The sequence below is a fragment of the Algibacter sp. 2305UL17-15 genome, from assembly GCF_040720935.1.
In the GTDB taxonomy this organism is placed as follows: domain Bacteria; phylum Bacteroidota; class Bacteroidia; order Flavobacteriales; family Flavobacteriaceae; genus Jejuia.
Map to the genome: position 1 here is coordinate 121,329 of NZ_JBFDAE010000008.1, position 23,454 is coordinate 144,782.

The following is a 23,454-nucleotide window of genomic DNA, read 5'->3' on the forward strand; positions in this document are numbered from 1 at the left end:
TTTTTAATTATTAAGACATTTATCAATTTGTTCAGAAACAAATTTAACATCAGGTTCTTCAAATAAAGTTGTATGATTTCCTTTTGTTGGGTAAATTGTGACACCTCCCTTGGCATATTTTTTCCAAGAGTTTATAATAAATTCATTGAAATTCTTATCTGGTTTATCCGTAATCAATAATGATACTTTCCCATTATGTTGTTTCCATGAGTAATCTACACTAATCTTTCTTAAATTAGCTTTGAGTTCTTCTAATTTTTTTTCATCCCCTTTTCCAAAATATTTACCCTTAAGGGCTTGTATAATATATATTCTATCATTTAAGAAGATTTTCGTAGCCTTGAGAGGATTGGATAAAAAACGCTTTAAAAACGAAAATACACGAATTTTTAATGTGTCGCCATCCGTAGCGTTCCAGGGGGACGCCATTGTATCTGATACTATAATATTAATTTCCTCGCCAATTTTATCCAGTTGAATGGCCATTTCATTGCCAACAGAGGTACTAAAACAATATACCAAAATATTATAAGGCCCTTGAGGTTGAATTTCTCTGATGCCTTTAAGGTATGCCGAAGTCATTTCTTCTATGCTCTGGTGCATTTCTTCTGATCCATAAAGACCAACAGGTTGTACCGCATAAATGGGTCTGTCCTGCTTAAGATATTTGTTAAGCAAACCATAAAAGAGAACATGGGCGCCTCCGGAATGGATACAGAATAATGGTTTTTTACTACCTCCATCTCTAAGTTTCGCGATAAAATTCCATTCATCATCTTGTTTTTCGGCCTCCAATAAACCTTTTGAAAGTCCGCTTATGGTTTGGTGTTCAAAAAGCTGGTTAGGAGAGAGCATGATACCGTTTTTTCTGGCTTTGGCTATAATTTGAATACTTAAAATAGAATCGCCACCAATTTCAAAGAAATTATCATGTGTACCAATGGGTGAAATATTTAAAGTTTCTTCCCAGATTTTTAATAATTGTTCCTCTATTTCATTTTTAGGTGCAGCAATAGCTTTTGTGTTAGAGGTGGTCACCTCAAGCGCAATATTTTCAAGCGCTTTTTTATCAACCTTTCCATTTGGAAGCAAATAAAAGTTATCTATAACCACATAAGTATGAGGCATCATGTAGTCAGGCAATTTCTTTTTAAGCGTGTCTTTAAGATCCTGTTCATCAAAATTACCATTGGGTTTTATATAGGCAATTAAACGTTTTGGCTTGCCCTCGTTTTCCTTGACCAAAACAATGGCCTGTTCTACATTGGGTGTTTTGTTAATAGTATTTTCTATAGCTTCTAGTTCTACACGGTAGCCCCTAATTTTTATTTGCTGGTCAACACGTCCTATAAACTGAATGGTACCATCATTATTGTATTTCGCTAAATCTCCTGTTTTATAGAGTTTTTCATTTGGATTATAAGGGTTTTCAATAAAAAGACTTCGTGTTAATTCCTGCCTGTTTAAATAACCTTTTGATAGACCGGTACCGCCAATATAAATTTCACCAGTAACGCCTATTGGTACTCTGTTCTTATTAGAGTCTAAAATATAAATTTGGGAGTTTGCTACGGGTTTTCCAATAGGAACTTGATTTCTTTTCAGGTCTTCGAAAGTAATTTTATGCGCACTACACCAAACCGATGCTTCAGTAGGGCCGTATTCATTGTGTAAATTAACTTCGGGTAATTTTTCTAAATGATTTTCACAAAGTGATATTGAGCAAGCCTCTCCTGCAACAATTACGGTTGACAAGGTCTTTAATTGCGTTTTATCAATATATTCTAAAATGGTTTTGTAAAGTGAAGGCAACATTAGGGTATGGGTAATGGTATTGTCTTTAATAATATTACCAATTTTAGCGATATCCTGCTCCATACGTTTTTCTGAAATTACCAAAGTTCCACCTGTACAAAGTGTCCAAAATATGCCCGCTTTCGAGCTGTCAAATGAAATGGAGGACATTAATAAAAATGCTTCAGGATTATTTTTATAATACGCTATTCGCCCTAAAGTGGAATTGATAATGTTTTTGTGTGAAATCGGCACACCCTTAGGTTTTCCAGTACTACCAGAAGTATAGATAATATAAGCCAAATCGTTGTGGTCAACTTCGGGAAGATTTACTTGATTTTTTTCTGTAAATAGCATCTTATCCAAGTTAATACACGAAAGTTTCTCTGCGCTAAAACAAGAATTTAAATGGGATTTTGAAACTATAATTTTGGCATTCGAATCGGAAACCATAAAGTTTATTCTTTCCTTAGGGTATTCTGGATCTATTGGAAGATAACAGCATCCGGCCTTTAAAATTCCGAGAATCCCAGCTATCATGTCAGTTGAACGCTCAACACATAAACCTATCACAGCATTTCTATCAACTTTTAAAGCTAGTATTTTTTGAGCGATTACATTGGATTTGCCTTCGAGTTCCTCATAACTTAATGATGAGTCATTAAATGTGACCGCTTTTTTTTCAGGATATTTTTTGGCAATATCTTGAATGATGTGATGAATACCATTTCCTGCTTGAAAATCATTTGCATACTTGGTTTCTTGCAGATGTAATTTCATCTCAGCAACAGTAAGCATTTGTATTTCGGCAATATTTTTATTGGGGTTTGAAACTATTTCTTCTATTAGGTTTTTGAAATGTTCCTGAAATCGATTGATAGTGGATACGTCGAATAAATCAGAGGCATATTCAAAAGTTGAGCTTAGTATGCCTTGATCTTCACCAACATAAATAGTTAAATCAAATTTAGAAACCTCAGAATCAAACCAAGTATGGGATAATTTAAGATGATCTCCAAAATATGGGTTTTCTGGTTTGGAGTGGTATAGAAACATCACTTGGAAAAACGGATTAGTTGATAGTGACCGTTTCACATTCATCTCCTTTACTAGGGTATCAAAAGGGATGTCTTTATTTTCAAAAGCTTCAAGCGTATTGTTCTTTATGTATTGCACAAAATCTTTAAAAGACTTTTTGGGATCTATATCTGCTCTTAGTACAACTGTATCGTTAAAAAAACCAATAAGGTTTTCTAGACTTTTTCTATCCCTATTTGTTATTGGGGTGCCTATTAGAATATTCGTTTGCCCACTAAGACGATATAGAAATAGGTAAAATATCGCTAACATTAAATTATAGGGCGTAGTTCCGGTTTCCTTAGATAACCCTAAAAGTTTATAAGACACTTCTTTTGAATACTCTTGAGTAAATGATGCTGCGCCTTTAAAAGTTGGTTTTAAAGGTCTGTTATAATCAAAAGGTAATGTTAATTGCGGAATCTGTCCTGAGAGTTTCGCTTTCCAATATGCTAATGCTTTGTGGTTTGTCGCCTTGTTTTCAATCCAATAGCTATAATCTGAATATTGTAAAGTGGTTTTTCTGTTTGTTAACTTGCTGTTGGACGTTAATTCCAAATAATATCCAGCCACATGTTCCCTGAAAATCCTCATGGACCATTTATCTGTAACAATATGGTGAAGCGTAATTTGAAGTATGTGGTGGTTGCCTGCTATCTTGATAATAGCTGCTCTTACCAACGGACTTTTTGTTAATTCAAAATGCTTAGTAGCCTCATTTTTTTGAACTTTTAAGGATTCAACTGCTGCATCTTCAGGATTTAGTGTAGAAAAATCATGAATTGTTATAGCCATTTCGGCATCTTGGTCAATTTTTTGGACAACCTCATTATTTTCAAAAAGGTAAGTTGATCTTAAAATATCATGATCCTGATATACTTTTTTTAAGCTTTCAACTAAGCAATCGATATGCAGTTCGCCTTCAAAGGTATAGGTTTCAGAATAATTATAAAAAGGGTTTTTTGGATACATTTGCTGTAAAAACCAAAGCCTTTTTTGGCCAGAAGAAAGCGGGATGTTAATGCCTTCCGGAGCTTTCTCAATAGTGTTTAAAGTAGCGTTTTCTTTTGTTTTACTTTTCCACTTATCTAATAGCGATATTTTTTTTTCATCTTCCATAAACATTTTTAAACTAAGCCTAACCAAGAAGCAAATTTATAGGCAGCTACACGGATATGGTTATCTATTGGGAATTCAACATCAAAAACACGTTCTATGAGCCAGTATAACGATATTATGATAAGTAATATAGAAAGATAAACTAAGAATTTTGAATATAATTTAAGTTTTCTTATTAAAAATAAAACAGGAAATATTAGGGCGATTATAACCAACTGTCCTATTTCAACCCCAACATTAAAACCAAGTAAAGATAGTGTTAAATGCTCTCCATTAAACCCTAGTTCTCCAAGAACGCTTGCAAATCCAAAACCATGAAATAGTCCAAAAACAAAGGCGATTATCCAATCTCTCCCATTAAAAATAGGTCTTATATTATGATAGGCTGCCAAACCTATGGACAATGCAATAATAGATTCTACAAATCTTGATGGCAACACAACTATTTGTAGCGAAGCCAAACTGAGTGTAATGGTATGGGCAATGGTAAAAAATGTGATAATTTTTATAAGGTACAGAAATGCTGGTTTAAACTTTTGTACAGGTTCCCATACCCACTTATTTGAACTATTATCACCTGTGGCTCCTTTATCACCTTTTCTTTTACGCCTTACAACTGCAGGTAAAATCAAAGCTAGTATAAACAAAATATGGTCTATTCCAATCCAAATATGCCAAATACCTTGTCTTACCATGGCCTTAAACCCTATCCAAATAGAGCCTTCGTTTAAAGGAAGTGTTTTAGTCCAATCATTATTGCTAAAATCTAAGGCAATTATTTTTTCATTATTGAACTTTCCTGTTTTCCAGTTATACTCAATACCCAGTAGATTAACGTGTTGTGGTTCCTCCTCAATAAAAGTTTTAAATGTAATATCCATCTTATCAGGTGATTTCGCTGTATTTTCTAGATGAAAATTAAAGATGACAAAATCGGCAAACCTAACTTTTAATAGTCGTATTTCATCGCTAAAAACTATTTTGTATGTCTGGTTTTGGTAAGAAAACTGTGTGTTTTTAATTAGGTATTCCTGAATTTTTTTAATGTGCGGATTTACAGCTTCAACTGTTGTTCTTTTGCCTAAATTTAGTCCTAAAACATCATTGAGTTCGTTCACACTAATATGAAAATCACCTTCAATATTTGCGTTTTCATATATTTTTAAATACAAAAGGCTATTGTCTGGATGATGCGCAAATACTTTTGGAGTTATTAAAAAGAAGAAAGCGCATAGCAAAATTTGAGGTAAAAATTTTCTCATAACAGTTGGTTTTTAAAAGAAAAAAACACATTGAATACTATATGTGTTTCGTCTATTTTTTGTTTCAATATCGTAAATATTGAAGTATTACTATCTTTTTTCGCGTTTTTTTTCGATAAGTCTTGTTAATTAGTCGTCAAACTGTTATGGATTCATTTTGGTTCTGCGCTTAATTGCATATATTTACTTTTCCAGTAAAACAAGCTATATAAAAAAAATGCTATGCTATATATTTTACTGTTTAAGGTACATTTTTTATAGATCAAGTCTTCTCTAGAATTCTTGTTGCTGGCTCGTGAAAAGAATTTAAAATACTCCAAAATGTATGGACATAAAACATGGTTTGATAGTTTTTTTAAAAAGTGAAATTTTAGAAGACACATCTATTGAAATTAATGGTGAAGATCAGTTGCTTTCAAGTGGTTTGGTAGATTCCTTGGGCTTAATGCGCATTGTTCGATATATAGAAAAGCATTCAGGAATAACTGTTCCTTTTGAGGACATTACATTGGAGAACTTTATGTCTGTTGATAGTATTGTAACTTACGTTAATAACATCTCAAATTAACCTACAATGCCCATGGATTCCTTAGAAAGTATAACACTTCCGTTAACAAAAAGCCAAACGTCGCTGTGGCTTGTGGATAAGCTCAATCCTAATACACCAATAAATAACGTGCCTTATGCATTTTATATTAAAGGTAAGATTGACGAAAGTGTTTTTCAAAATGCATTTCAGGAATTAATCAATACGACAGATGTTTTAAGAGCTGTTATTATTGAAGTAGATAGCATGCCAAATCAAAAAATTGCAGCTTCTTTAGAGTACACCGTTGCATATCTTGACTTTTTTGAAAAGGAGGAAGCAATGGTAAATTCTTGGTTGCAGACAAGAAGTGAGGTTCCATTCGACGTTTCGGAACAACTCTTCGATACTGCGTTAATAAAGAGAACTTCAGATGAATATATTTGGTTTCTTAACCTACATCATGTAATAACCGATGCTTCAAGTTCCGTCATTCTATTTGAAAACATGTCCAAAATTTACGAAAGTTTAAAAAGAGGGACTAATGATGCTCAAGTTGAAAATATAGGGTATAAAACGTTTGTGGATTTTGAATTAAAGGAAAGAGCAAATAACGAGGATATTACAAAATATTGGGAAGATAAAGTTGAAACTTTCAATGAGATGCCACCTTTATATGGCGTTAAAAAACTACAGGATCTAACCACAAAGTCCAATAGAACAGAAATTGAATTGAATATTGATGAGGTTGAGCAGCTTATAGATAATTCCAACCAAAGTGGTGCAATGTCCTGGCATAAGGATCTTATTGCTTTTAACGTTTTTGCTACGCTATTGTTTACTTACATGTATCGTATTAGCGGGCAAAAAAAATTAGTAGTAGGTGCGCCAATTCATAATAGAGTCAAAAAAAGTTTTAAAAGTATAACAGGTTTATTTATCGAAATTTTACCACTTGCCGTAGAAATTGATGAAGACGATACATTTAATTCTTTACTGAAGAAGGTTCAGAATGAAACCAATAACTATTTAAAATATGGCTTAACGGGAGCATCATCTGCAAAATTAAATCGTAGTTTCAATACTATATTCAATTATATAAATTCAAGTTTTCCTGTTTTCTCTGGATATGAAACAAAGGCAGAATGGATACATCCTGGGCATGCCGACCCGGGCCACAAACTGCGTTTTCATGTCTGCGACTTTGCTGGGGAAGGAAATTTGAAATTGATCTTAGATGTTAATAATGATGTGTTAGGTGTCTCTAAACTTGATTCGGCTGCAATTCATTTCAAAAATATTGTTAATGCTTTTTTGAGTGATATCGATCAACCGATAACTGCAACAGGGATAGCGACCGAAGAAGAATTAAAAGCATATTTAGAACCAAATCTGGTAAATGATAATGGCGTTTTAAATGCGCTTGAAGTATTTGAGAATTTGGTAAAGCATAAGCCAAATGCTGTAGTGGTGCAATCCCGAAACGATACATTTACTTTTAAAGGCTTAAATAAAAGGGCAAATCAATTGGCAAATTATTTGAAAAAACAAGGCATTGGTCCAGGAGACAATGTTGCCCTTTATAATTATCGAAACAGCCAATACATTATTGGGGTGCTGGCAATTATGAAAGCAGGCGGTACATTTATCCCAATTGCTTCAGATCAGCCAGAAGGGCGGGTTGCCTATATTATTTCAAATTCAGGATGTTCTCTTGTGCTTACGGAAGGTGTGTTACAAAATAATATTTCAAATATTGAAGTCCCATACATTGATTTGGCAGCCATTAAAGATGACATTAAAAAACAACCCGAAGAAAGTCCCGGGTCAAATTTACCATTAAATAGCTTGGCTTATGTGCTGTACACTTCTGGTTCAACAGGAAACCCAAAAGGTGTTTTAATCTCGCATGGGGCACTTTCAAATTATTTGTTTTGGGCCAAGGATTATTATGATATTACAGATAAAACAATACTGCCGCTGTTCACTTCAATCGGTTTCGATTTAACAATTACATCTACATTGTTACCATTAATTAGTGGTGGGAAATTAATGTTATATACCGAAAATACCTTTGGGCCAGATATGTCCCTAATGCAGGTTTTAGGCGATAATAGTGTGAATACAATTAAATTAACACCTTCTCATTTATCATTTTTAAAAGATCGGGATTTAGCAAGTTCCAACATCCACACCATGATTGTTGGGGGAGAAGATTTCAAGGTAAATTTAGCTCAAGCTATTACATCAGCATTTAACAATCCAGTAAAAATTTATAATGAATATGGCCCTACCGAAGCTACTGTTGGCTGTATTGTAGGGGCGTTTGATAATGAAAAGCACAAGGATGATGTTTCCGTTGCAATAGGCGTTCCTATCAAAAATATGCATGCTTACATTCTAGATGACAACCAAAATTTGGTGCCAGATGGGGTTGTAGGCGAATTATATTTAAGCGGTGCTAGTCTGGCAAATGGTTATTTAAAATTAGAAGAATTAACCAATAACAAATTTGTTGACAATCCTTTTATAAAAGGGACTAAAATGTACCATACTGGCGATTTGGCCAGAATAAACCAGAAAGGCGAATATGAATATTTGGGTAGGGTAGATGAACAAATAAAGCTCAGAGGGTATAGGATAGAACTTACCGATATTGAGGCAAACTTAGTAGATTTTGAAGATATCGATGATTGCGCTGTGGTATTGGTAACTAATAAAAAAGAGCACATTCCAGAGAAAAGTGTAATTAATTGTACAGAGTGCGGATTACCATCTAATTATCCCCAAACCGAATTTGATGAATTTGGAGTTTGCAACCTTTGTAATGCTTTTAAGGGCTATAAAGAGAAAGCTGAACGCTATTTTAAAACCGAAGACGAATTACGAGAAATTTTGATGTCCACAAAAGGTAAAAACCCTGAATATGATTGTTTATCACTTTTAAGTGGCGGAAAAGACAGCACCTATATTTTAGCACAATTGGTAAGTATGGGCTTGAATGTTTTGGCTTTTACTCTAGATAACGGTTACATTTCAGAGCAGGCAAAGGCAAATGTAGATCGCATAGTTTCTCAACTTGGCGTAGATCACATCTATGGAGAAACAAACCACATGAATGATATTTTCGTAGATAGTTTGAAACGGCACCAAAATGTGTGTAATGGTTGTTTTAAGACCATTTATACTTTGAGTACTAAAATTGCTATGGAAAAACAAATACCTTTTATTGTTACTGGGTTATCAAGGGGGCAATTTTTTGAAACACGACTTACGGAAGAGTTATTTTGGGAAGACGATTTAGATGTGAAGAAAATTGATGACACGATTTTAGAAGTTAGAAAACTCTATCATAGAGAAGAAGATGCGGTAAAGGACCTTCTGGATGTATCAATATTTGAAGATGATGCCATTTTTGATAAAGTACAGTTTGTAGATTTTTACCGCTATTCCGATGTGAGTTTAGAAGACATGTTAAGTTTTTTAAAGGAAAAAGTAGGTTGGGTAAGACCAACAGATACCGGACGTTCAACCAACTGCTTAATAAATCAGGTTGGTATTTATGTTCATAAAAAAGAGTTGGGTTACAGTAACTATTCATTTCCCTACAGCTGGGATGTTCGTTTAGGTCATAAAACAAGAGATGAAAGTCTGGAAGAAATAAATGAATATATAGATGAGCCCGAAGTAAAGCGTATTATGAAAGAAATTGGGTATGAAGAGTCCGATATGTTTGAAGATGATGAGAAATTGGTAGCGTATTACACAGGGAATAACAATTTGACCCAAAAGGAGTTGAAGCACTATTTGTCCCAAAAAGTACCGTCGTATATGGTGCCTTCGGTATTTAAGCATTTAGAAGAAATGCCCTTGACAAAAAATGGAAAAACCGATAAAAAGACATTAAGAAGTTTAACCGTGGACCAACTGGAAATGGAAGTGTCCTACGTTGCACCACGAAACGAAATTGAGGAATTGGTTGAAGGTATTTGGAAGGAAGTTTTACGCATGGAAAAAATTGGAGTTCATGATAATTTTATTGCTTTAGGAGGTCATTCTTTAGCGGCTATAAGAGTAACATCAAGAATTAATGAAGAATTGGGAATGAATATTCCTTTAAATAAGGTATTTAATTTACCTACAATAGAGACATATGCAAACCATATAGAACAAACAATGATTGAGTTATTAGAAGAATAATAGTATTGAGTACTGGTTAAGAAATAATGAAACAACTTAAAATACATATCATAAAATTTGTCGCCATTACAATGAGCATTGCTTATTTAATAGCGCCATTGCACAATGAAATTAATAGTGTTTTGCATTTTATTTCTCATAACCTAGAAAAGCCAAGTGTGCTCATTTCCCATAATTTTGATATAAATTCTGAAGTTAAATTGATGCCTTCAGCTATTTCCTCACATGAGCATAGAATAATTGATTTCATAGATACTATTTTTGGAGAAGATGATGCAGAACAGAAAGACTCAAAACAACCAAATCCAAAAGAAAGTAAAATTGATAAGCATTTGAGTTCCTTTAATTATGGTCTAGAGAAATTATTTTCAACTAAAAGAGTGTCAACTACATGTTGTTATACAGACAAAATACAAAGTGGTTTTTACAAAAAAATAAAGATACCTCCACAATTTAATTTGGTGTAGCTGTCTTAAAAACTGCAACATAGAAACGTCTTCAGAATTTCTACATGCATTAACTGCACGGTTACAAAGTTTCATTCCTTATTTATAATTGTAACAAGCAAGTTTTAGTTTTGCCTTGAGCAAATCTAAAGCGTGCACATAAAACATGAAAACATGAAAACATATATAGTTCTGTTTTTGCTTTTATTGGTTGTTGGTACTTTAAACGCCCACGAACTAAGCGGAACAGTAATTTCAGAAGAAAATGAAAAACCTTTACAGGGCGTAGGGGTTTATAATAAAACAACTGGTGCTTACACGTACACCAATGTATCGGGCTATTTTGAGCTCGATGATATTTCGGTAAACGATATCATTTATTTTTATCAATTGGGGTATAAAAATTATGAGCTTACAATTAACGAATCCCATTTAGACGGTACTGTAAAGATCATCATGGAAATATCCTCTGCATCGTTAGAACAAGTTTTAATAGTATCAAAAGTAAATGTTTTGAGTACGTTTTTAAATGTAGATTTAAAAACAAGTCCCGTAAAATCTTCACAGGAAATTCTTAGAAAAATACCAGGATTGATTATCGGTCAGCATGCTGGTGGCGGAAAAGCAGAACAAATATTCTTAAGAGGTTTTGATATTGACCACGGAACGGATATCGCTATTGATGTTGATGGTATGCCAGTAAATATGGTATCCCATGCACACGGACAAGGCTATGCCGACATGCACTTTATAATTCCAGAAACCATTGATAATCTCGATTTTGGTAAAGGGTCTTACTACGCCGATAAGGGCAACTTTAATACTGCCGGTTATGTTGATATCAAAACTAAAAATACTATTGATAAAAATGTAATCTCTGTTGAAGCTGGACAATTTAACACCCTTCGCGCCATGAGCATGATTAAAATTTGGGACGGAGAAAATAGCAATGCCTACATAGCTAGTGAAATGAACCTCACCGATGGTGTATTTGAGTCTCCACAAAACTTTAACCGTTTAAATATCATGGGGAAGTACAACTATAATAATTTTGAGGATCAGGAGTTTAATCTATCCCTTTCACATTTTCAAAGTAAATGGGATGCTTCGGGACAAATACCGGTGCGTGCTGTTGAAAGTGGACAAATAGGTCGGTTTGGAGCGATCGATGATACCGAAGGAGGCAATACAAGTAGAACAAATATTTGGATGAATCATATCAAGCATATCGATGAACATGCAAGTTTAAAATCAACAGCATATATTTCAAATTATGATTTTGAACTGTTTTCAAACTTTACATTTTTCTTGGAAGATCCTGTAAATGCAGATCAAATTCGTCAATATGAGGATAGAACCATTATTGGGGCAAAAAGCGTCTATGAACAATCATTTCATTTAGCTGATCATGATGAACAACTAAAATATCAAGTTGGTGTTGGTTTTCGTTATGATGATGTAAATGATGTACAATTGTCTAAAACAAAAAACAGAAAAGAATTGCTAGAACGATTGGCTTTTGGAAACGTAGATGAACTTAACGGGTTTTCGTTTGCAGATTTAACATATAAAACGAATGATTGGACATTAAACCCAGGCGTACGTTTGGACTATTTTACCTTTGATTATGAAGATTTATTAGCAACTACTTATGATAGTAAAAGTGAAAATAAAGTGCTGCTAAGCCCAAAACTAAATGTGATTTATGCAGCATCCCCAAAAACGCAGTTATTTGTAAAAACAGGTTTAGGCTATCACTCAAACGACTCTCGCGTGGTAACAGCAAACAGCGGGGAAAAAGTATTGCCAACGGCTTTTGGGACAGACATTGGAACTGTTATGAAACCAATGGATAGATTGGTAATTAATGCATCTTTATGGAGTTTGTTTTTACAACAGGAGTTTGTGTATGTAGGCGATGCAGGTATTGTAGAACCCAGCGGAAAAACAGCACGCTATGGTGTTGATTTCGGTTTAAGGTATCAAATTGCAGATTGGTTGTTTTTTAATACAGATATTAACTATGCACATGCAAGAAGTACTGAAGAACCTGATGGGCAAGATTATATACCTCTAGCTCCAGATTTAACTTCGGCAGGTGGTTTGAATTTTAGGGATCTCTCTGGGTTTTCGGGAGGTTTAAGCTATCGTTTTGTTAATGATAGACCTGCAAATGAAGATAATTCTATTGTTGCCGAAGGCTATTTTATCACCGATTTAAATTTAAACTATAATCTCAAAAACTGGACTTTCGGTGTAATTGTTGAAAATTTATTTGATAGCGAATGGAACGAAACCCAATTTGCAACCGAGAGCAGATTGTTCAATGAACCTAATCCTGTTGAAGAAATTCATTTTACCCCAGGTACACCGTTCTTTTTAAGAGGAAAAGTAGCGGTATCTTTTTAGATATGTTATAATTTATTAGCGCACCTAATTAAATGGGTGCGTTTTGTTTTTTGCACTAAGTGGTTTGTTTATTGTATTCAATTTTGATGGCCTCAAAACAAGATTCATCTAGCCTAAAAATTAATCGAACTACTGCATTTCAACATAAATATTAAGGAAAACAACGTAATAAGAATTTTTTGTGCTTCCAAAATGGTTATATTTAACCCGTAAAAGCTATTAACTATTGAAGAAAAATAATTTCAAAATTTGGATTAAAACCAAAACAAATGAATAATGTTTTAATTACTTCTGGAGGGAGAAGAGTCTCACTAGTTAAAGCCTTTAAAAACGAACTCACTAAGATTTTTCCAGAATCAAAGGTTTTTGTTGCGGATAATAGAACGGATTTGTCTGCTGCGGCTCAAATTGCAGATAAGTCTTTTGATATAAGCAAAGTAACAGGGAAGGACTATATAGAAAAGTTATTGGACATCTGTATCCATAACGATGTCAAATTAATAGTTCCAACCTTGGATACAGAATTATCTGTGCTGGCGAGACACAAAAAGCAATTTGATGACCGCGGAATTGCTGTAGTGATTTCAGATTTAAGTCTTGTAGAAGTTTCTGAAAGTAAGGTAACTACCCAAGATTTTTTTGATAAAATAGGAATTGAGACTGGACGAATATATGCTAAGGATAATTATAAATTACCAGTATATATTAAACCGATAAATGGTAGCTGCAGCATTGATAACTTTATTATAAAAACTGAAAACGATTTTTCTAAAAAACATTTTTCAGATGATAAATTCTTGTTTTTTGAATATCTAGATCACGACCTTTACGAGGAATATACCTGTGATTTGTACTATGATAAAAACGGTGTTTTAAAAACGGCTGTACCGAGAAAAAGAATTGAAGTCAGAGGTGGAGAGGTTAGTAAAGCAATTACTAAAAAAGACGCTGTTCTAGATTATATTAAACAGAAATTAGCCACTTTAGAGGGGGCAAGAGGATGTGTGATTTTCCAGTTTTTTAAGCATAAGGAGAACGACGAAATTAGGGGTATCGAAATAAATGCTCGTTTTGGTGGTGGATATCCTTTAACTTATCTGGCAGGGGGCAATTTTCCTAAATGGATGATTGAAGAATATTTATTGAACAAAGAAATAGAGGTTTTTAACGATTGGGAAGAAAACCTTTTGATGCTTAGATATGACACAGAAGTTTTAGTTCATGACCACACAGAATAATCCAATTGTAATCTTTGATTTAGACGACACGTTATTTAATGAGATAGATTATCTAAAATCTGCTTTTTCAGAAATAGCACAACAAATTTCCCAGGATTCAAAAGCAAATCAAATTGAAGTTTTTGATAGAATGCTAGATTTGTATCATAATAAGTCTAATGTTTTTGATGGCATTCTTAAACACTACAAATCAAAAAACACTATTTCAGATTTAGTGAGTTTATACAGAAACCATCAGCCTAAAATTACATTGTTAGAAGGAAGAAAGGCAGTTTTTGATGGTCTTAAATCTTCTGGAATCAAAATGGGCTTGCTTACCGATGGGCGTTCAAAACAACAACGCAGTAAAATCATTGCTTTAGAAATTGAACATTATTTTGAGGAAATAATAATTTCAGAAGAATTTGGAACTGAAAAGCCAAATAAAAACAACTATTTACATTTTGAAAAACAATTCGGAAAAGGGCACTATTTCTATATTGGCGATAATACTTCAAAAGATTTTGTTTCGCCTAATAAATTGGGTTGGACTTCAGTTTGTGTGTTAGATAATGGTCATAATATTCACAAACAAAACTTTAGTTTGAATAAAGATTATTTGCCAGCAAAAACCATCGATGAATTTAGCGGCTTGATCAAACTAATAGGTTAATCTTGATCCAAAGCTTTTATCATTTTAAAAGACTTAAAAAGATGGAATAACCCAGGTAGAATTACCGCGCCACCTATAATTAAAGAAATTCCTAGAACTTCAATGACTTTTTCTGTAGAAGCAGCTTCAATAATACTCATTTCACTATCCGCAGTAATTAAAAGGTTAGGGTAGTGCGCGAGTATGGCGGCAAACAATATAAGCACCACTTGTGTTCCTGCTAAAAAGCGACTGCTCACTTTTTTAGCTTTTTTAATACTTTGGATTAATGGGAAAATTAATAGAGCTGATAGCACAACCAAACCAATAGCATAAGGGTTTTTTATAAAATCAGTAACAAAGGCAATAGTGTTTATAAATCCAAAACTCAACACTAGAAAGCCAATAATTATTACGGCAAGGTTAGCCACTCCCGCCTTTTTAACATAAAGTTTTCTTTCTGAATCACTAGCTTCACCAATTAATAAAACGGCAGCCAAAAAACTGCATAATGCTGTGAAAAACAACCCAACTAAAATTGAAAACCCATTTAACCAAGGATTGATAAATATGTTGTAAAAGGTAGTTGTAGCATAATTATCTGTGATCACTATTTTGCCAGAAACCATGGCTCCAAAAGTCATTCCTAAAAATAAAGGCGTGAGCAAGCTCGATAGTCTAAACATCCAATCGTAAAGAATTTGGGATTTGTCCTTATAAGCATCATAATGTCTAAATACAAATGATACACCTCTGAGGGTAATGCCTAATAAAATAAGCGTTAGGGGAATATGTAAATACACCACTATTACATTATAAAATTCAGGAAACCCAACCCAGAGAATCACTAAAATTATAATAATCCAAATATGATTGGCCTCCCAAACCGGACCAATAACCCGATACACGGTTTTCTTGGTGATTTGTCTGTTTTTTTTAGATGAAAACAACTCTATAATTCCTGCTCCAAAATCTGCACCAGCAAGTAATACATAGAGTAATAACGACACCATTAAAAAGAATAAAACAACATACAGCATATCTAATCGAGTTGAGAGTTATTTAATGATTTTATCTGTCGTCCCATAAGCCATATTACTGCAATTGCTAAAATTGAGTATAAAATAACATACATATAAAAACTGTACACCATTCCGGGCATTGGGGTAACAGCATCTTTAGTTCTCATGATATTATGAATAATCCAAGGTTGCCTGCCAACTTCAGTCACAACCCAACCTGCTTCTAGGGCTATAAAACCCATGGGAGCGAGGGCAACAAATAAGAGCCAAAATTTACTGTTGTCCCACCATTGTTTTCGTTTCAAACTTATAAAAAACATAAGTCCAATGAACAGTAATAAAGTACCGATGCCCACCATAATTTGAAATGCATAATGCACAATAGCCACATTTGGTCTCACATCTTCTGGAAAATCATTTAAGCCCTTCACTTCAGCATCAAAATCGCCAAAAGCCAAGAACGATAAGGCTTTAGGAATTTTGATTTTATAAGATACTTCTTGAGTTTCAGTATCTACAATCCCACCAATATATAAAGGAGCACCTTTGGAAGTTTCATAATGTGCCTCCATAGCTGCTAATTTTACAGGTTGGCGTTCAGCAATATCCTTAGCGGAAAGATCGCCACTTATAGGTTGTAAAATGGCAGCGACAGCACCAAAGGTGATCGCGATTTTAAACGCTTTTTTATGAAGTTCTACCTGACGTTTTTTATAAACCTGATACGCATGAACACCGGCAACCGCAAAACCTGTGGCAGTAAAAGCAGCAAGCGTCATATGGAGTGCTTGCGTAAACCAAGCAGGATTCAATAATGCTTTTATAGGATCAATGTTTAAGAATTCCCCGTTTATATAATCAAAACCAGAAGGCGCATTCATCCACCCATTGGCCGAAACCACTAAAATACCTGAAGCAACGCCGGCTATACCAACAATTATACCTGTAAACCAATGGAATTTTTCAGAAATTTTATCCCAACCATAGAGGTAAAACCCCAACGCAATAGCCTCAACAAAAAAAGCAGCGCCTTCTAATGAAAAGGGCATGCCTATAATTGGCCCCGCATGTTTCATGAATTCTGGCCATAATAAGCCCAATTCAAAAGATAGCGCAGTACCAGAAACAGCACCGACTACAAAAAAAATGGCAACACCTTTTTGCCAAGATTTAGTCAATTTTAAATAAATAGGATTTCTAGTGTTTAACCATTTTTTATGCGCAACTATCATAAAAAAAGGCATGACCATGCCAATGCATGCAAATACAATGTGAAACATTAAAGAGAATGCCATTTGAAGTCTCGCGGCATCAAGATTGTCCATAAAAAACAAGCTTTAAAGTGTCTTACAAAGATACTTTATAAAGCTTTATTTTGCGAGTATATCAACACTTAATTCGATGTTTTTTTACTACTTAATAATGTCAACCTCAAACAATTTATCCCAGCGTTTTCCAGTCACAAAAATAGTTTTAGTGTCTGGGTTATAAGCAATGCCGTTTAGCACATCCAGTTTTTCGTGTTGGGTAACTTTGCTTTTTAGTGGCGTAAAATCTATAACAGCTTCAACCGCTCCGTTTTTGGGGTTGATAATGGCAACACCATTTTTCTGATAGCGGTTGGCATAAATTTTTCCGTCAACCCATTCCATTTCGTTGATACCTATAATTTTTCCCTTGTTGGTATATACTTGAATCTTATCTTCTTCAACTAAAGTCTCTGGATTTAACAACCAGATATTTTCTGTACCATCACTTTTATAAATGTGAGTGTCGTTGTGCGCTAATCCCCAGCCTTCTTTACTTTTTCCGTATTTAAAACTATTTATTTTTTTAAAAGAATTCACATCGTAAACAAAACCTGTATTGGCTTGCCATGTTAATTGATAAATCTTATCGTTTAAAATGGTCAGACCTTCTCCAAAATAAGCATCGGCCAGATCAATATTTTTAAGAACCTTACCAGTCTTATAATCTACTTTTCGCAATTTAGATTCTTTTTTCTGCCCTGTACTTTCATATAAATAGCCATTATGAAATTCTAAACCTTGTGTGTAAGACGTGATATCATGGGGGTACTCATTAATAATCTTATAGTTGAAAATTTTTGGAGGCTCATTATTTAAAATAGTAATTGATGATGTTACTGCTTGTGTGTCATCTTCATTAAAATAGACTAAGGCTTCTATAGTGTGCTTGCCTAATTTATGATCATTTAAATTGAAGTTATCTGAAATTCGTTTACCATTTATTTTATAAACAACAGAATCAATCTTATAGCTTTTTTTGTTCTCTAAAGACAATTTTAATGTTTCACTTACAGAGATATTTCCCTTTTCGGCATTGGTTTTAATGTTGAAATAGTTTTTTCGCTTACCAGAATTCGACCCACAGGAAACCATGACCAATAATAAGATGATGAAAGTGAGATGTTTATATGTTTTCATTATAATGAATAATTTTATTCGAATATATTTATTTAAAATCGGTTTAAAAAATCATTGTGAAAATTTTAAAAGATTGTATCTTTGTAGCTGGCAAGTCCTACACAACCAGCTCCTGTTGAATCCTCCAGGGCGGGAACGCAGCAAAGGTAAATGGTCGTAGCGGTGTGATGTAGGTAGCTTGCCTTTTTTTGTACAATAAACTTAAATCTTGAAAGCTTTGGCGCATCAAGATTTTTTAGTTTATTGCACATTCCCACGAATCCCGATAATTATCGGGAGGGATCTCATTAATTTATTGTTGTATTTTGGTGCTTTGTTTTTGTAATTTAATCCATTATGTCTAAAGTTGTTTTAATAACGGGAGGTTCTTCAGGAATAGGAAAATCCATTGGCGAATTTTTACACCAAAAAGGCTATACGGTTTACGGCACAAGTAGAAATCCCAAGAATTATAAAAACAGCCTATTTTCATTATTAGAACTGGATGTTAAAAATACTGTTACCATTAATAATGCGGTACAGTCTGTTATTAAGGCAGAAGGACGACTAGACGTATTAATCAATAATGCCGGAGCAGGTATAACCGGCCCTATTGAAGAAATTCCAGAAGAAGAAATTAAGGCAAATTTCGATACAAATTTTTTCGGCCCTATAAATGTGATTAAAGCGGTATTGCCACAAATGAGAGCTCAAAATTCTGGTTTAATTTTAAATATTACATCCATTGCGGGCTATATGGGACTACCATATCGCGGTATTTATAGTGCGAGCAAAGGTGCTTTAGAGCTTTTAACCGAAGCTTTTAGGATGGAACTGAAAGCATTTAATATTGAAATGACAAACGTAGCTCCGGGAGATTTTTCCACCAATATTGCAGCAGGAAGATACCATGCACCTTTAAAAGAAGATTCTCCATACAAAGCATCTTACGGACAGACTTTAGAACTAATGAATGAGCATGTAGATTCTGGTAGCGATCCTGATATGATGGCGAAAGCGGTTTATAAAATAATTAATACGAACAAACCAAAAGGACATTATAAAGTAGGGGAGTTTATGCAGAAATTTTCTATTGTTTTAAAGCGCATCTTACCGGATACCGTTTATGAAAAAATGTTGATGAAGCATTATAAATTGTAGCTTTTGGTATGCTATTTGTGCCTTATCCACAAAAATGCTCATATGTATAAAAAAGTCCTCTTTCTTTCAGTTTTTTCACTGTTTTTTGTTGTAACAAGTTGTCAAGATATTTTAGAGTGTATTATAAATAGGAAACCTGTGTTATCTGACAATAGGTTGGTAGAAGGCAATATACACCAAGATTATTTTGATAAGATAACCTCAGAAATTAAAAATGAACCTTATGATAATAGGTATTATTATGATTTCAGTTTTCACGGCGATTTACCCAAAGGGATCTCTATTATTTTTGATTATAGAGATGTTATTATTCAAGGGAGACCATTAGAAAGAGGTAGATTTAATTTTACAATAAGCCTTTATGTTGAGCAGACTAATGATTATTACGAAGACTGCGAAAACGAATTAAATGACTGTGATGGTTTGTGTGAAGAAAATGTTTCTAAGAATTATATCTTGACTATAAGATGATAATCAAACTTCTAAAATATAGTTTGATTTTACTCACTATCTTGAGTTTTAAATCATGTTTACTAATGCCGCTTCCTGCGCCACATGGACATTGTTATCAGGCTTATGATAATTTTGATTTTAAGTATATTAATGTGTTTTGTACACCGAGAAATAAAAGGTTTCTGTATTCTGATGGAGCGCATTTAGATATTGAATTCTGTTCGAAAACAATAGCAGGTAACAGATGTGGAATGATGACTTACGATACCCACTTTGACCATGAACTTTATATTAAGGATGTTAGGATTTCTGATAAAAAGTTTCATAAATTATTTTTAAATGATACATTAATTGTTACAGATAAAACAAACTCCAAAGAATATTTATTTCTTCCTGTAGAAAAATAGTCGAAAACTTTTAGCAACTTGTTAATAGATTTTATCTTAACTTAATCAAGTCACAGCCATAATGTTGTAAATTCGCTGCGTTAGGGAAAGAAGCGGCATCCTTTTTTATGTCTGTTCGAGTGTTTTGCGAAGGATGAGCAAAATATATCGAGAACACATAAAAAAGATATAGTGGATAGCCCGACCCTTGGGTAACACTCAAAATAATGAAGTACAATCTATATAATTTTTAAATAATGAAATTTTTTATTGACACCGCAAACCTAGACCAAATAAAAGACGCCCAAGATATGGGGGTTTTAGATGGCGTAACTACAAACCCATCTTTAATGGCCAAAGAAGGCATTACAGGGCACGATAATATTATGAAACACTATGTTGATATTTGCAACATTGTGGACGGTGATGTGAGTGCTGAAGTGATCGCTACTGATTTTGAAGGTATGGTAAGAGAGGGTGAGGCCTTGGCAGAACTGCACGACCAAATTGTGGTTAAATTGCCAATGATTAAGGATGGCGTTAAAGCGTGTAAATACTTTTCTGGTAAAGGAGTTAAGACTAATGTGACGCTGGTGTTTTCTCCTGGGCAAGCCTTATTGGCAGCAAAGGCAGGCGCTACTTATGTGTCTCCGTTTATTGGTCGTTTGGATGATATTTCAACTGATGGTTTGAACTTAATTGCCGAAATTCGTCATATTTATGATAACTACGGTTTCGAAACGCAAATTTTAGCTGCATCTGTACGTCATACAATGCACGTGATTGACTGCGCCAAACTTGGAGCAGATGTGATGACTGGCCCATTAAGTTCGATTGAAGGCTTGTTAAAACATCCTTTAACTGATATTGGTTTGGCTAAGTTTTTAGCTGATTATAAAAAAGGAAACTAAAATTTAATTCTTTCCCATAAAAAAATGCTCAAAATCAAATTGATTTTGAGCATTTTTAATTTTATAATGTTTTCGGAATTTAGTTCCTGCCAGTAGGCAAATTTGTCTTTTTTGGAATTTTAATATTCTAACCTTTCTTCTGCTTATTGATTTCGTCTTGTAATTGACGTCTCACTTTTTGCTCACGATCCAGGGCAGTTTTTCTGTGTTCTTCAAATTCTTCTTCTATTTCCTCAAGATTTTGTTTTGCTTGTCTTGTAACAGCATTACTATTTTTGAATTTATATATGAAGAAAAGTAGAAAAGCCAATAAACCAGCTATAATACTCCATAGTAACGTGTTATACCCGGATTTACTCATTTGTAAACCAAATAAAGACATGCTGTCTTTTTCGCTATTAGTAGTTTCAAGATCACCTTGCGTTTTAGATAGATTGGTTTTTAATTCTGAAATTTCTTTTGCTTGGGTTTCAACAATAGCTTGCGTATCGCCCAAATCTTTACGGATTTTTTTTAAAGAATCATTAACATGATTTCTTAATGTAGATAACCATACGCGTTTTACCGCTTCATAAGGTTGTCCGTTTGTGCCTTTAAAATTACCTGATTTTTTAAAAATATACTCAAACTGACTGTCAATGGTGCCACTATTAAGCGATAATGTTTCAGGTTCTTCAGCTGTTTGAGAAAAAGATAAACTACAGGTAGATAATAATACTAAAGCAATTAAGTATTTGAAGGAATTCATTTGGTTGTGTTTAAATAGGTTAACTTGATTTTGCGAAAATAAAAAATAAAGTTTAATTATAGGCTTAATTAATAAATAGCCTCACAAATAAATGTGAAGCTATTTTGGATTATATACGATGAATCAAAAAATTTGGACGTCTAATAATATGTATAACGTCTTACTTTTGCAATATATTTTGCCAACCTGATAACTTGATGGCTATAACCGTATTCGTTATCATACCAAACATAAAGAATGGCATTTTTTCCGTCAGACCTTACAATAGTTGCTTTGCTATCGTAAATTGATGGCGCAGAACAGCCTACGATGTCGCTAGAAACCAGTTCATCGCTCAATTCATATTTAATCTGTTCCACTAAATTGCCTTCTAAGGCATATTCTTTTAAAGTGGCATTCATTTCTGCAACAGAAGTTTTTTTGTTCAACTCCAAATTTAAAATAGCCAACGAGCCATTGGGTACAGGAACACGTATGGCATTTGATGTTAATTTACCCTCTAAACTTGGCAAAGCCTTTGCAACGGCACTTCCAGCTCCAGTTTCGGTAATGACCATATTTAAACTAGCCGCACGACCACGACGGTACTTTTTATGAAAGTTATCCACCAAATTTTGATCGTTGGTATAGGCATGGATGGTTTCTAAATGACCGCTTTTTACACCAAACGAATCTTCAATAATTTTTAATATGGGCGTAATAGCATTGGTGGTGCAGGATGCCGCAGAAAATATATCAACTTTGTCGGGATCGTGCTCCAAATGGTTAACGCCATGTACAATATTCGGAACACCTTTCCCTGGAGCAGTTAATAAAACCTTGTCCACACCCTTAGATTTTAGATGCCTAGATAAAGCTTCTTTATCTCTAAAAGCACCAGTATTATCAATAACCAAGGCGTCTTTTATATTATGCTTGGTATAATCTATTTCCTCAGGATTATTTGCCGATATCAATTTTACCGTAGTACCGTTAATAATTAGGCAACTATTATCCACATCAATATTTACAGTTCCAGAGAATTCCCCATGTATGGAATCGTTGCGTAATAATGCAGCTCTTTTTTCAAGTATTTCTGCATTTATTTCGCCTCTAGTAACTATGGCACGCAAACGAAGCTGGCTCCCTTTTCCTGTTCTAGCCATAAGTTCTCTGGCAACCAATCGTCCAATTCTTCCAAAACCATAAAGCACAATATTTTTTGGTTGGATGCTTTTGGTTTTATGTGCATCTTTAGTTTTTTTAGCAACAAAGTTTAACGCATTACTATATTTACCTTCATCCAGACGAAACTCATACGCTAGTTTCCCAATGTCTAATTTTGCAGGTGGAATTTTGAGTTGCTTAATGGCTTGTGCAATTTCTACAGAATCAAAGATTGAAATGGGTTTTTCCACAAATTTGCCTGCGTATTGGTGTAAATTTAAAATCTCACTTATGTTTTTATCAATAAGCTGATTTTTAAAAATGACCAATTCAATAGATTTGTCATACCATAGGTCGCTTACAGTTTTAATAAATTCGACCGTTGCTTTTCTAAGGTTTGCTTGAAAAGCCAACTCTTTTTCATAAGTTCCGTTTGCAGACATTTTTACAGGTTTAGTTGTTTTGATTTTGCAAAAGTATCATAATTCAAACGTTTTCG

General features: G+C 33.9%; 17 protein-coding genes and 1 other RNA gene. 11 read left to right on the top strand and 7 right to left on the bottom strand.

From position 1 onward, the window contains the following. Window positions 1-3: 3 nt before the first annotated feature. A complete protein-coding gene (locus tag ABXQ82_RS10400) occupies window positions 4-3,990 on the bottom strand; it encodes an amino acid adenylation domain-containing protein (protein WP_367058836.1) in 3,987 nt (1,328 codons plus the stop codon). An 8-nt stretch (window positions 3,991-3,998) separates the two neighbouring features. Further along, window positions 3,999-5,252, bottom strand: a complete 1,254-nt coding sequence (locus tag ABXQ82_RS10405; protein ID WP_367058839.1) for a HupE/UreJ family protein — start codon at window positions 5,250-5,252, stop codon at window positions 3,999-4,001. A 325-nt stretch (window positions 5,253-5,577) separates the two neighbouring features. Between ABXQ82_RS10405 and ABXQ82_RS10410 the strand changes: the two genes are divergently transcribed. From ABXQ82_RS10410 to ABXQ82_RS10435, 6 genes are all read left to right on the top strand, one after another. Next, window positions 5,578-5,820 carry an acyl carrier protein gene (locus ABXQ82_RS10410; protein ID WP_367058842.1) on the top strand — a complete coding sequence of 81 codons (243 nt, stop codon included), beginning with the start codon at window positions 5,578-5,580 and terminating at the stop codon, window positions 5,818-5,820. 12 nt (window positions 5,821-5,832) lie between these two features. Beyond that, window positions 5,833-9,978 carry an amino acid adenylation domain-containing protein gene (locus ABXQ82_RS10415; RefSeq protein WP_367058845.1) on the top strand — a complete coding sequence of 1,382 codons (4,146 nt, stop codon included), beginning with the start codon at window positions 5,833-5,835 and terminating at the stop codon, window positions 9,976-9,978. Between the two features lie 26 nt (window positions 9,979-10,004). Next, the gene (locus ABXQ82_RS10420) at window positions 10,005-10,445 is read left to right on the top strand and encodes a hypothetical protein (RefSeq protein ID WP_367058848.1); all 441 of its coding nucleotides are present in this window, start codon (window positions 10,005-10,007) and stop codon (window positions 10,443-10,445) included. A gap of 153 nt (window positions 10,446-10,598) precedes the next feature. Then, window positions 10,599-12,833 (top strand): TonB-dependent receptor, encoded by a 2,235-nt coding sequence (locus tag ABXQ82_RS10425; protein WP_367058851.1) that lies wholly within the window; start codon window positions 10,599-10,601, stop codon window positions 12,831-12,833. Window positions 12,834-13,102: 269 nt separating this feature from the next. Further along, window positions 13,103-14,071 carry an ATP-grasp domain-containing protein gene (locus ABXQ82_RS10430; RefSeq protein ID WP_367058854.1) on the top strand — a complete coding sequence of 323 codons (969 nt, stop codon included), beginning with the start codon at window positions 13,103-13,105 and terminating at the stop codon, window positions 14,069-14,071. Continuing rightward, window positions 14,055-14,723 (top strand): HAD family hydrolase, encoded by a 669-nt coding sequence (locus ABXQ82_RS10435; RefSeq protein WP_367058857.1) that lies wholly within the window; start codon window positions 14,055-14,057, stop codon window positions 14,721-14,723. Before ABXQ82_RS10430 ends, ABXQ82_RS10435 begins: the two co-directional genes overlap by 17 nt. On the opposite strand, the gene ABXQ82_RS10440 is transcribed toward ABXQ82_RS10435, so the two are convergent. The 3 genes from ABXQ82_RS10440 to ABXQ82_RS10450 all read right to left on the bottom strand — a co-directional run bounded on the left by ABXQ82_RS10440 (window position 14,720) and on the right by ABXQ82_RS10450 (window position 18,171). After that, window positions 14,720-15,742, bottom strand: coding sequence for a cytochrome d ubiquinol oxidase subunit II (locus ABXQ82_RS10440; protein WP_367058860.1), 1,023 nt, complete (start codon window positions 15,740-15,742; stop codon window positions 14,720-14,722). The genes ABXQ82_RS10435 and ABXQ82_RS10440 overlap by 4 nt on opposite strands. A gap of 2 nt (window positions 15,743-15,744) precedes the next feature. Next, on the bottom strand, window positions 15,745-17,049 hold the full coding sequence (locus ABXQ82_RS10445; RefSeq protein WP_367058863.1) for a cytochrome ubiquinol oxidase subunit I: 1,305 nt from the start codon (window positions 17,047-17,049) through the stop codon (window positions 15,745-15,747). Between the two features lie 87 nt (window positions 17,050-17,136). Continuing rightward, entirely contained in the window at window positions 17,137-18,171 is a 1,035-nt protein-coding gene (locus ABXQ82_RS10450) for a glutaminyl-peptide cyclotransferase (protein ID WP_367058866.1), read from the bottom strand. Between the two features lie 88 nt (window positions 18,172-18,259). Here ABXQ82_RS10450 and ffs point away from each other — a divergent pair. The 5 genes from ffs to fsa all read left to right on the top strand — a co-directional run bounded on the left by ffs (window position 18,260) and on the right by fsa (window position 21,061). After that, window positions 18,260-18,358: signal recognition particle sRNA small type (gene ffs, locus ABXQ82_RS10455), an RNA gene on the top strand. A gap of 149 nt (window positions 18,359-18,507) precedes the next feature. Continuing rightward, on the top strand, window positions 18,508-19,311 hold the full coding sequence (locus ABXQ82_RS10460; RefSeq protein WP_367058869.1) for an SDR family oxidoreductase: 804 nt from the start codon (window positions 18,508-18,510) through the stop codon (window positions 19,309-19,311). A gap of 42 nt (window positions 19,312-19,353) precedes the next feature. Beyond that, window positions 19,354-19,782, top strand: coding sequence for a hypothetical protein (locus ABXQ82_RS10465; RefSeq protein WP_367058872.1), 429 nt, complete (start codon window positions 19,354-19,356; stop codon window positions 19,780-19,782). 65 nt (window positions 19,783-19,847) lie between these two features. Beyond that, window positions 19,848-20,171, top strand: a complete 324-nt coding sequence (locus ABXQ82_RS10470) for a hypothetical protein (RefSeq protein ID WP_367058875.1) — start codon at window positions 19,848-19,850, stop codon at window positions 20,169-20,171. A 236-nt stretch (window positions 20,172-20,407) separates the two neighbouring features. Then, entirely contained in the window at window positions 20,408-21,061 is a 654-nt protein-coding gene (gene fsa / locus ABXQ82_RS10475) for a fructose-6-phosphate aldolase (protein ID WP_367058878.1), read from the top strand. 127 nt (window positions 21,062-21,188) lie between these two features. On the opposite strand, the gene ABXQ82_RS10480 is transcribed toward fsa, so the two are convergent. Both ABXQ82_RS10480 and ABXQ82_RS10485 read right to left on the bottom strand, forming a co-directional pair. Beyond that, window positions 21,189-21,809 (bottom strand): tRNA (guanine-N1)-methyltransferase, encoded by a 621-nt coding sequence (locus ABXQ82_RS10480; RefSeq protein WP_367058881.1) that lies wholly within the window; start codon window positions 21,807-21,809, stop codon window positions 21,189-21,191. Window positions 21,810-21,949: 140 nt separating this feature from the next. Next, entirely contained in the window at window positions 21,950-23,398 is a 1,449-nt protein-coding gene (locus ABXQ82_RS10485) for a glyceraldehyde-3-phosphate dehydrogenase (protein ID WP_367058884.1), read from the bottom strand. Window positions 23,399-23,454 lie beyond the last annotated feature (56 nt).

What these genes read in the sequence shown, in the direction of transcription:
- ABXQ82_RS10480 (WP_367058881.1), bottom strand. Translation starts at nt 21,809, where the DNA reads ATGAATTCCTTCAAATACTTAATTGCTTTAGTATTATTATCTACCTGT.
- ABXQ82_RS10465 (WP_367058872.1), top strand. Translation starts at nt 19,354, where the DNA reads ATGTATAAAAAAGTCCTCTTTCTTTCAGTTTTTTCACTGTTTTTTGTT.
- ABXQ82_RS10440 (WP_367058860.1), bottom strand. Translation starts at nt 15,742, where the DNA reads ATGCTGTATGTTGTTTTATTCTTTTTAATGGTGTCGTTATTACTCTAT.
- ABXQ82_RS10400 (WP_367058836.1), bottom strand. Translation starts at nt 3,990, where the DNA reads ATGGAAGATGAAAAAAAAATATCGCTATTAGATAAGTGGAAAAGTAAA.
- ABXQ82_RS10435 (WP_367058857.1), top strand. Translation starts at nt 14,055, where the DNA reads ATGACCACACAGAATAATCCAATTGTAATCTTTGATTTAGACGACACG.
- ABXQ82_RS10410 (WP_367058842.1), top strand. Translation starts at nt 5,578, where the DNA reads ATGGACATAAAACATGGTTTGATAGTTTTTTTAAAAAGTGAAATTTTA.
- ABXQ82_RS10430 (WP_367058854.1), top strand. Translation starts at nt 13,103, where the DNA reads ATGAATAATGTTTTAATTACTTCTGGAGGGAGAAGAGTCTCACTAGTT.
- ABXQ82_RS10405 (WP_367058839.1), bottom strand. Translation starts at nt 5,252, where the DNA reads ATGAGAAAATTTTTACCTCAAATTTTGCTATGCGCTTTCTTCTTTTTA.
- ABXQ82_RS10485 (WP_367058884.1), bottom strand. Translation starts at nt 23,398, where the DNA reads ATGTCTGCAAACGGAACTTATGAAAAAGAGTTGGCTTTTCAAGCAAAC.
- ABXQ82_RS10460 (WP_367058869.1), top strand. Translation starts at nt 18,508, where the DNA reads ATGTCTAAAGTTGTTTTAATAACGGGAGGTTCTTCAGGAATAGGAAAA.
- ABXQ82_RS10425 (WP_367058851.1), top strand. Translation starts at nt 10,599, where the DNA reads ATGAAAACATATATAGTTCTGTTTTTGCTTTTATTGGTTGTTGGTACT.
- ABXQ82_RS10445 (WP_367058863.1), bottom strand. Translation starts at nt 17,049, where the DNA reads ATGGACAATCTTGATGCCGCGAGACTTCAAATGGCATTCTCTTTAATG.
- ABXQ82_RS10470 (WP_367058875.1), top strand. Translation starts at nt 19,848, where the DNA reads ATGCCGCTTCCTGCGCCACATGGACATTGTTATCAGGCTTATGATAAT.
- ABXQ82_RS10450 (WP_367058866.1), bottom strand. Translation starts at nt 18,171, where the DNA reads ATGAAAACATATAAACATCTCACTTTCATCATCTTATTATTGGTCATG.
- ABXQ82_RS10420 (WP_367058848.1), top strand. Translation starts at nt 10,005, where the DNA reads ATGAAACAACTTAAAATACATATCATAAAATTTGTCGCCATTACAATG.
- ABXQ82_RS10415 (WP_367058845.1), top strand. Translation starts at nt 5,833, where the DNA reads ATGGATTCCTTAGAAAGTATAACACTTCCGTTAACAAAAAGCCAAACG.
- fsa (WP_367058878.1), top strand. Translation starts at nt 20,408, where the DNA reads ATGAAATTTTTTATTGACACCGCAAACCTAGACCAAATAAAAGACGCC.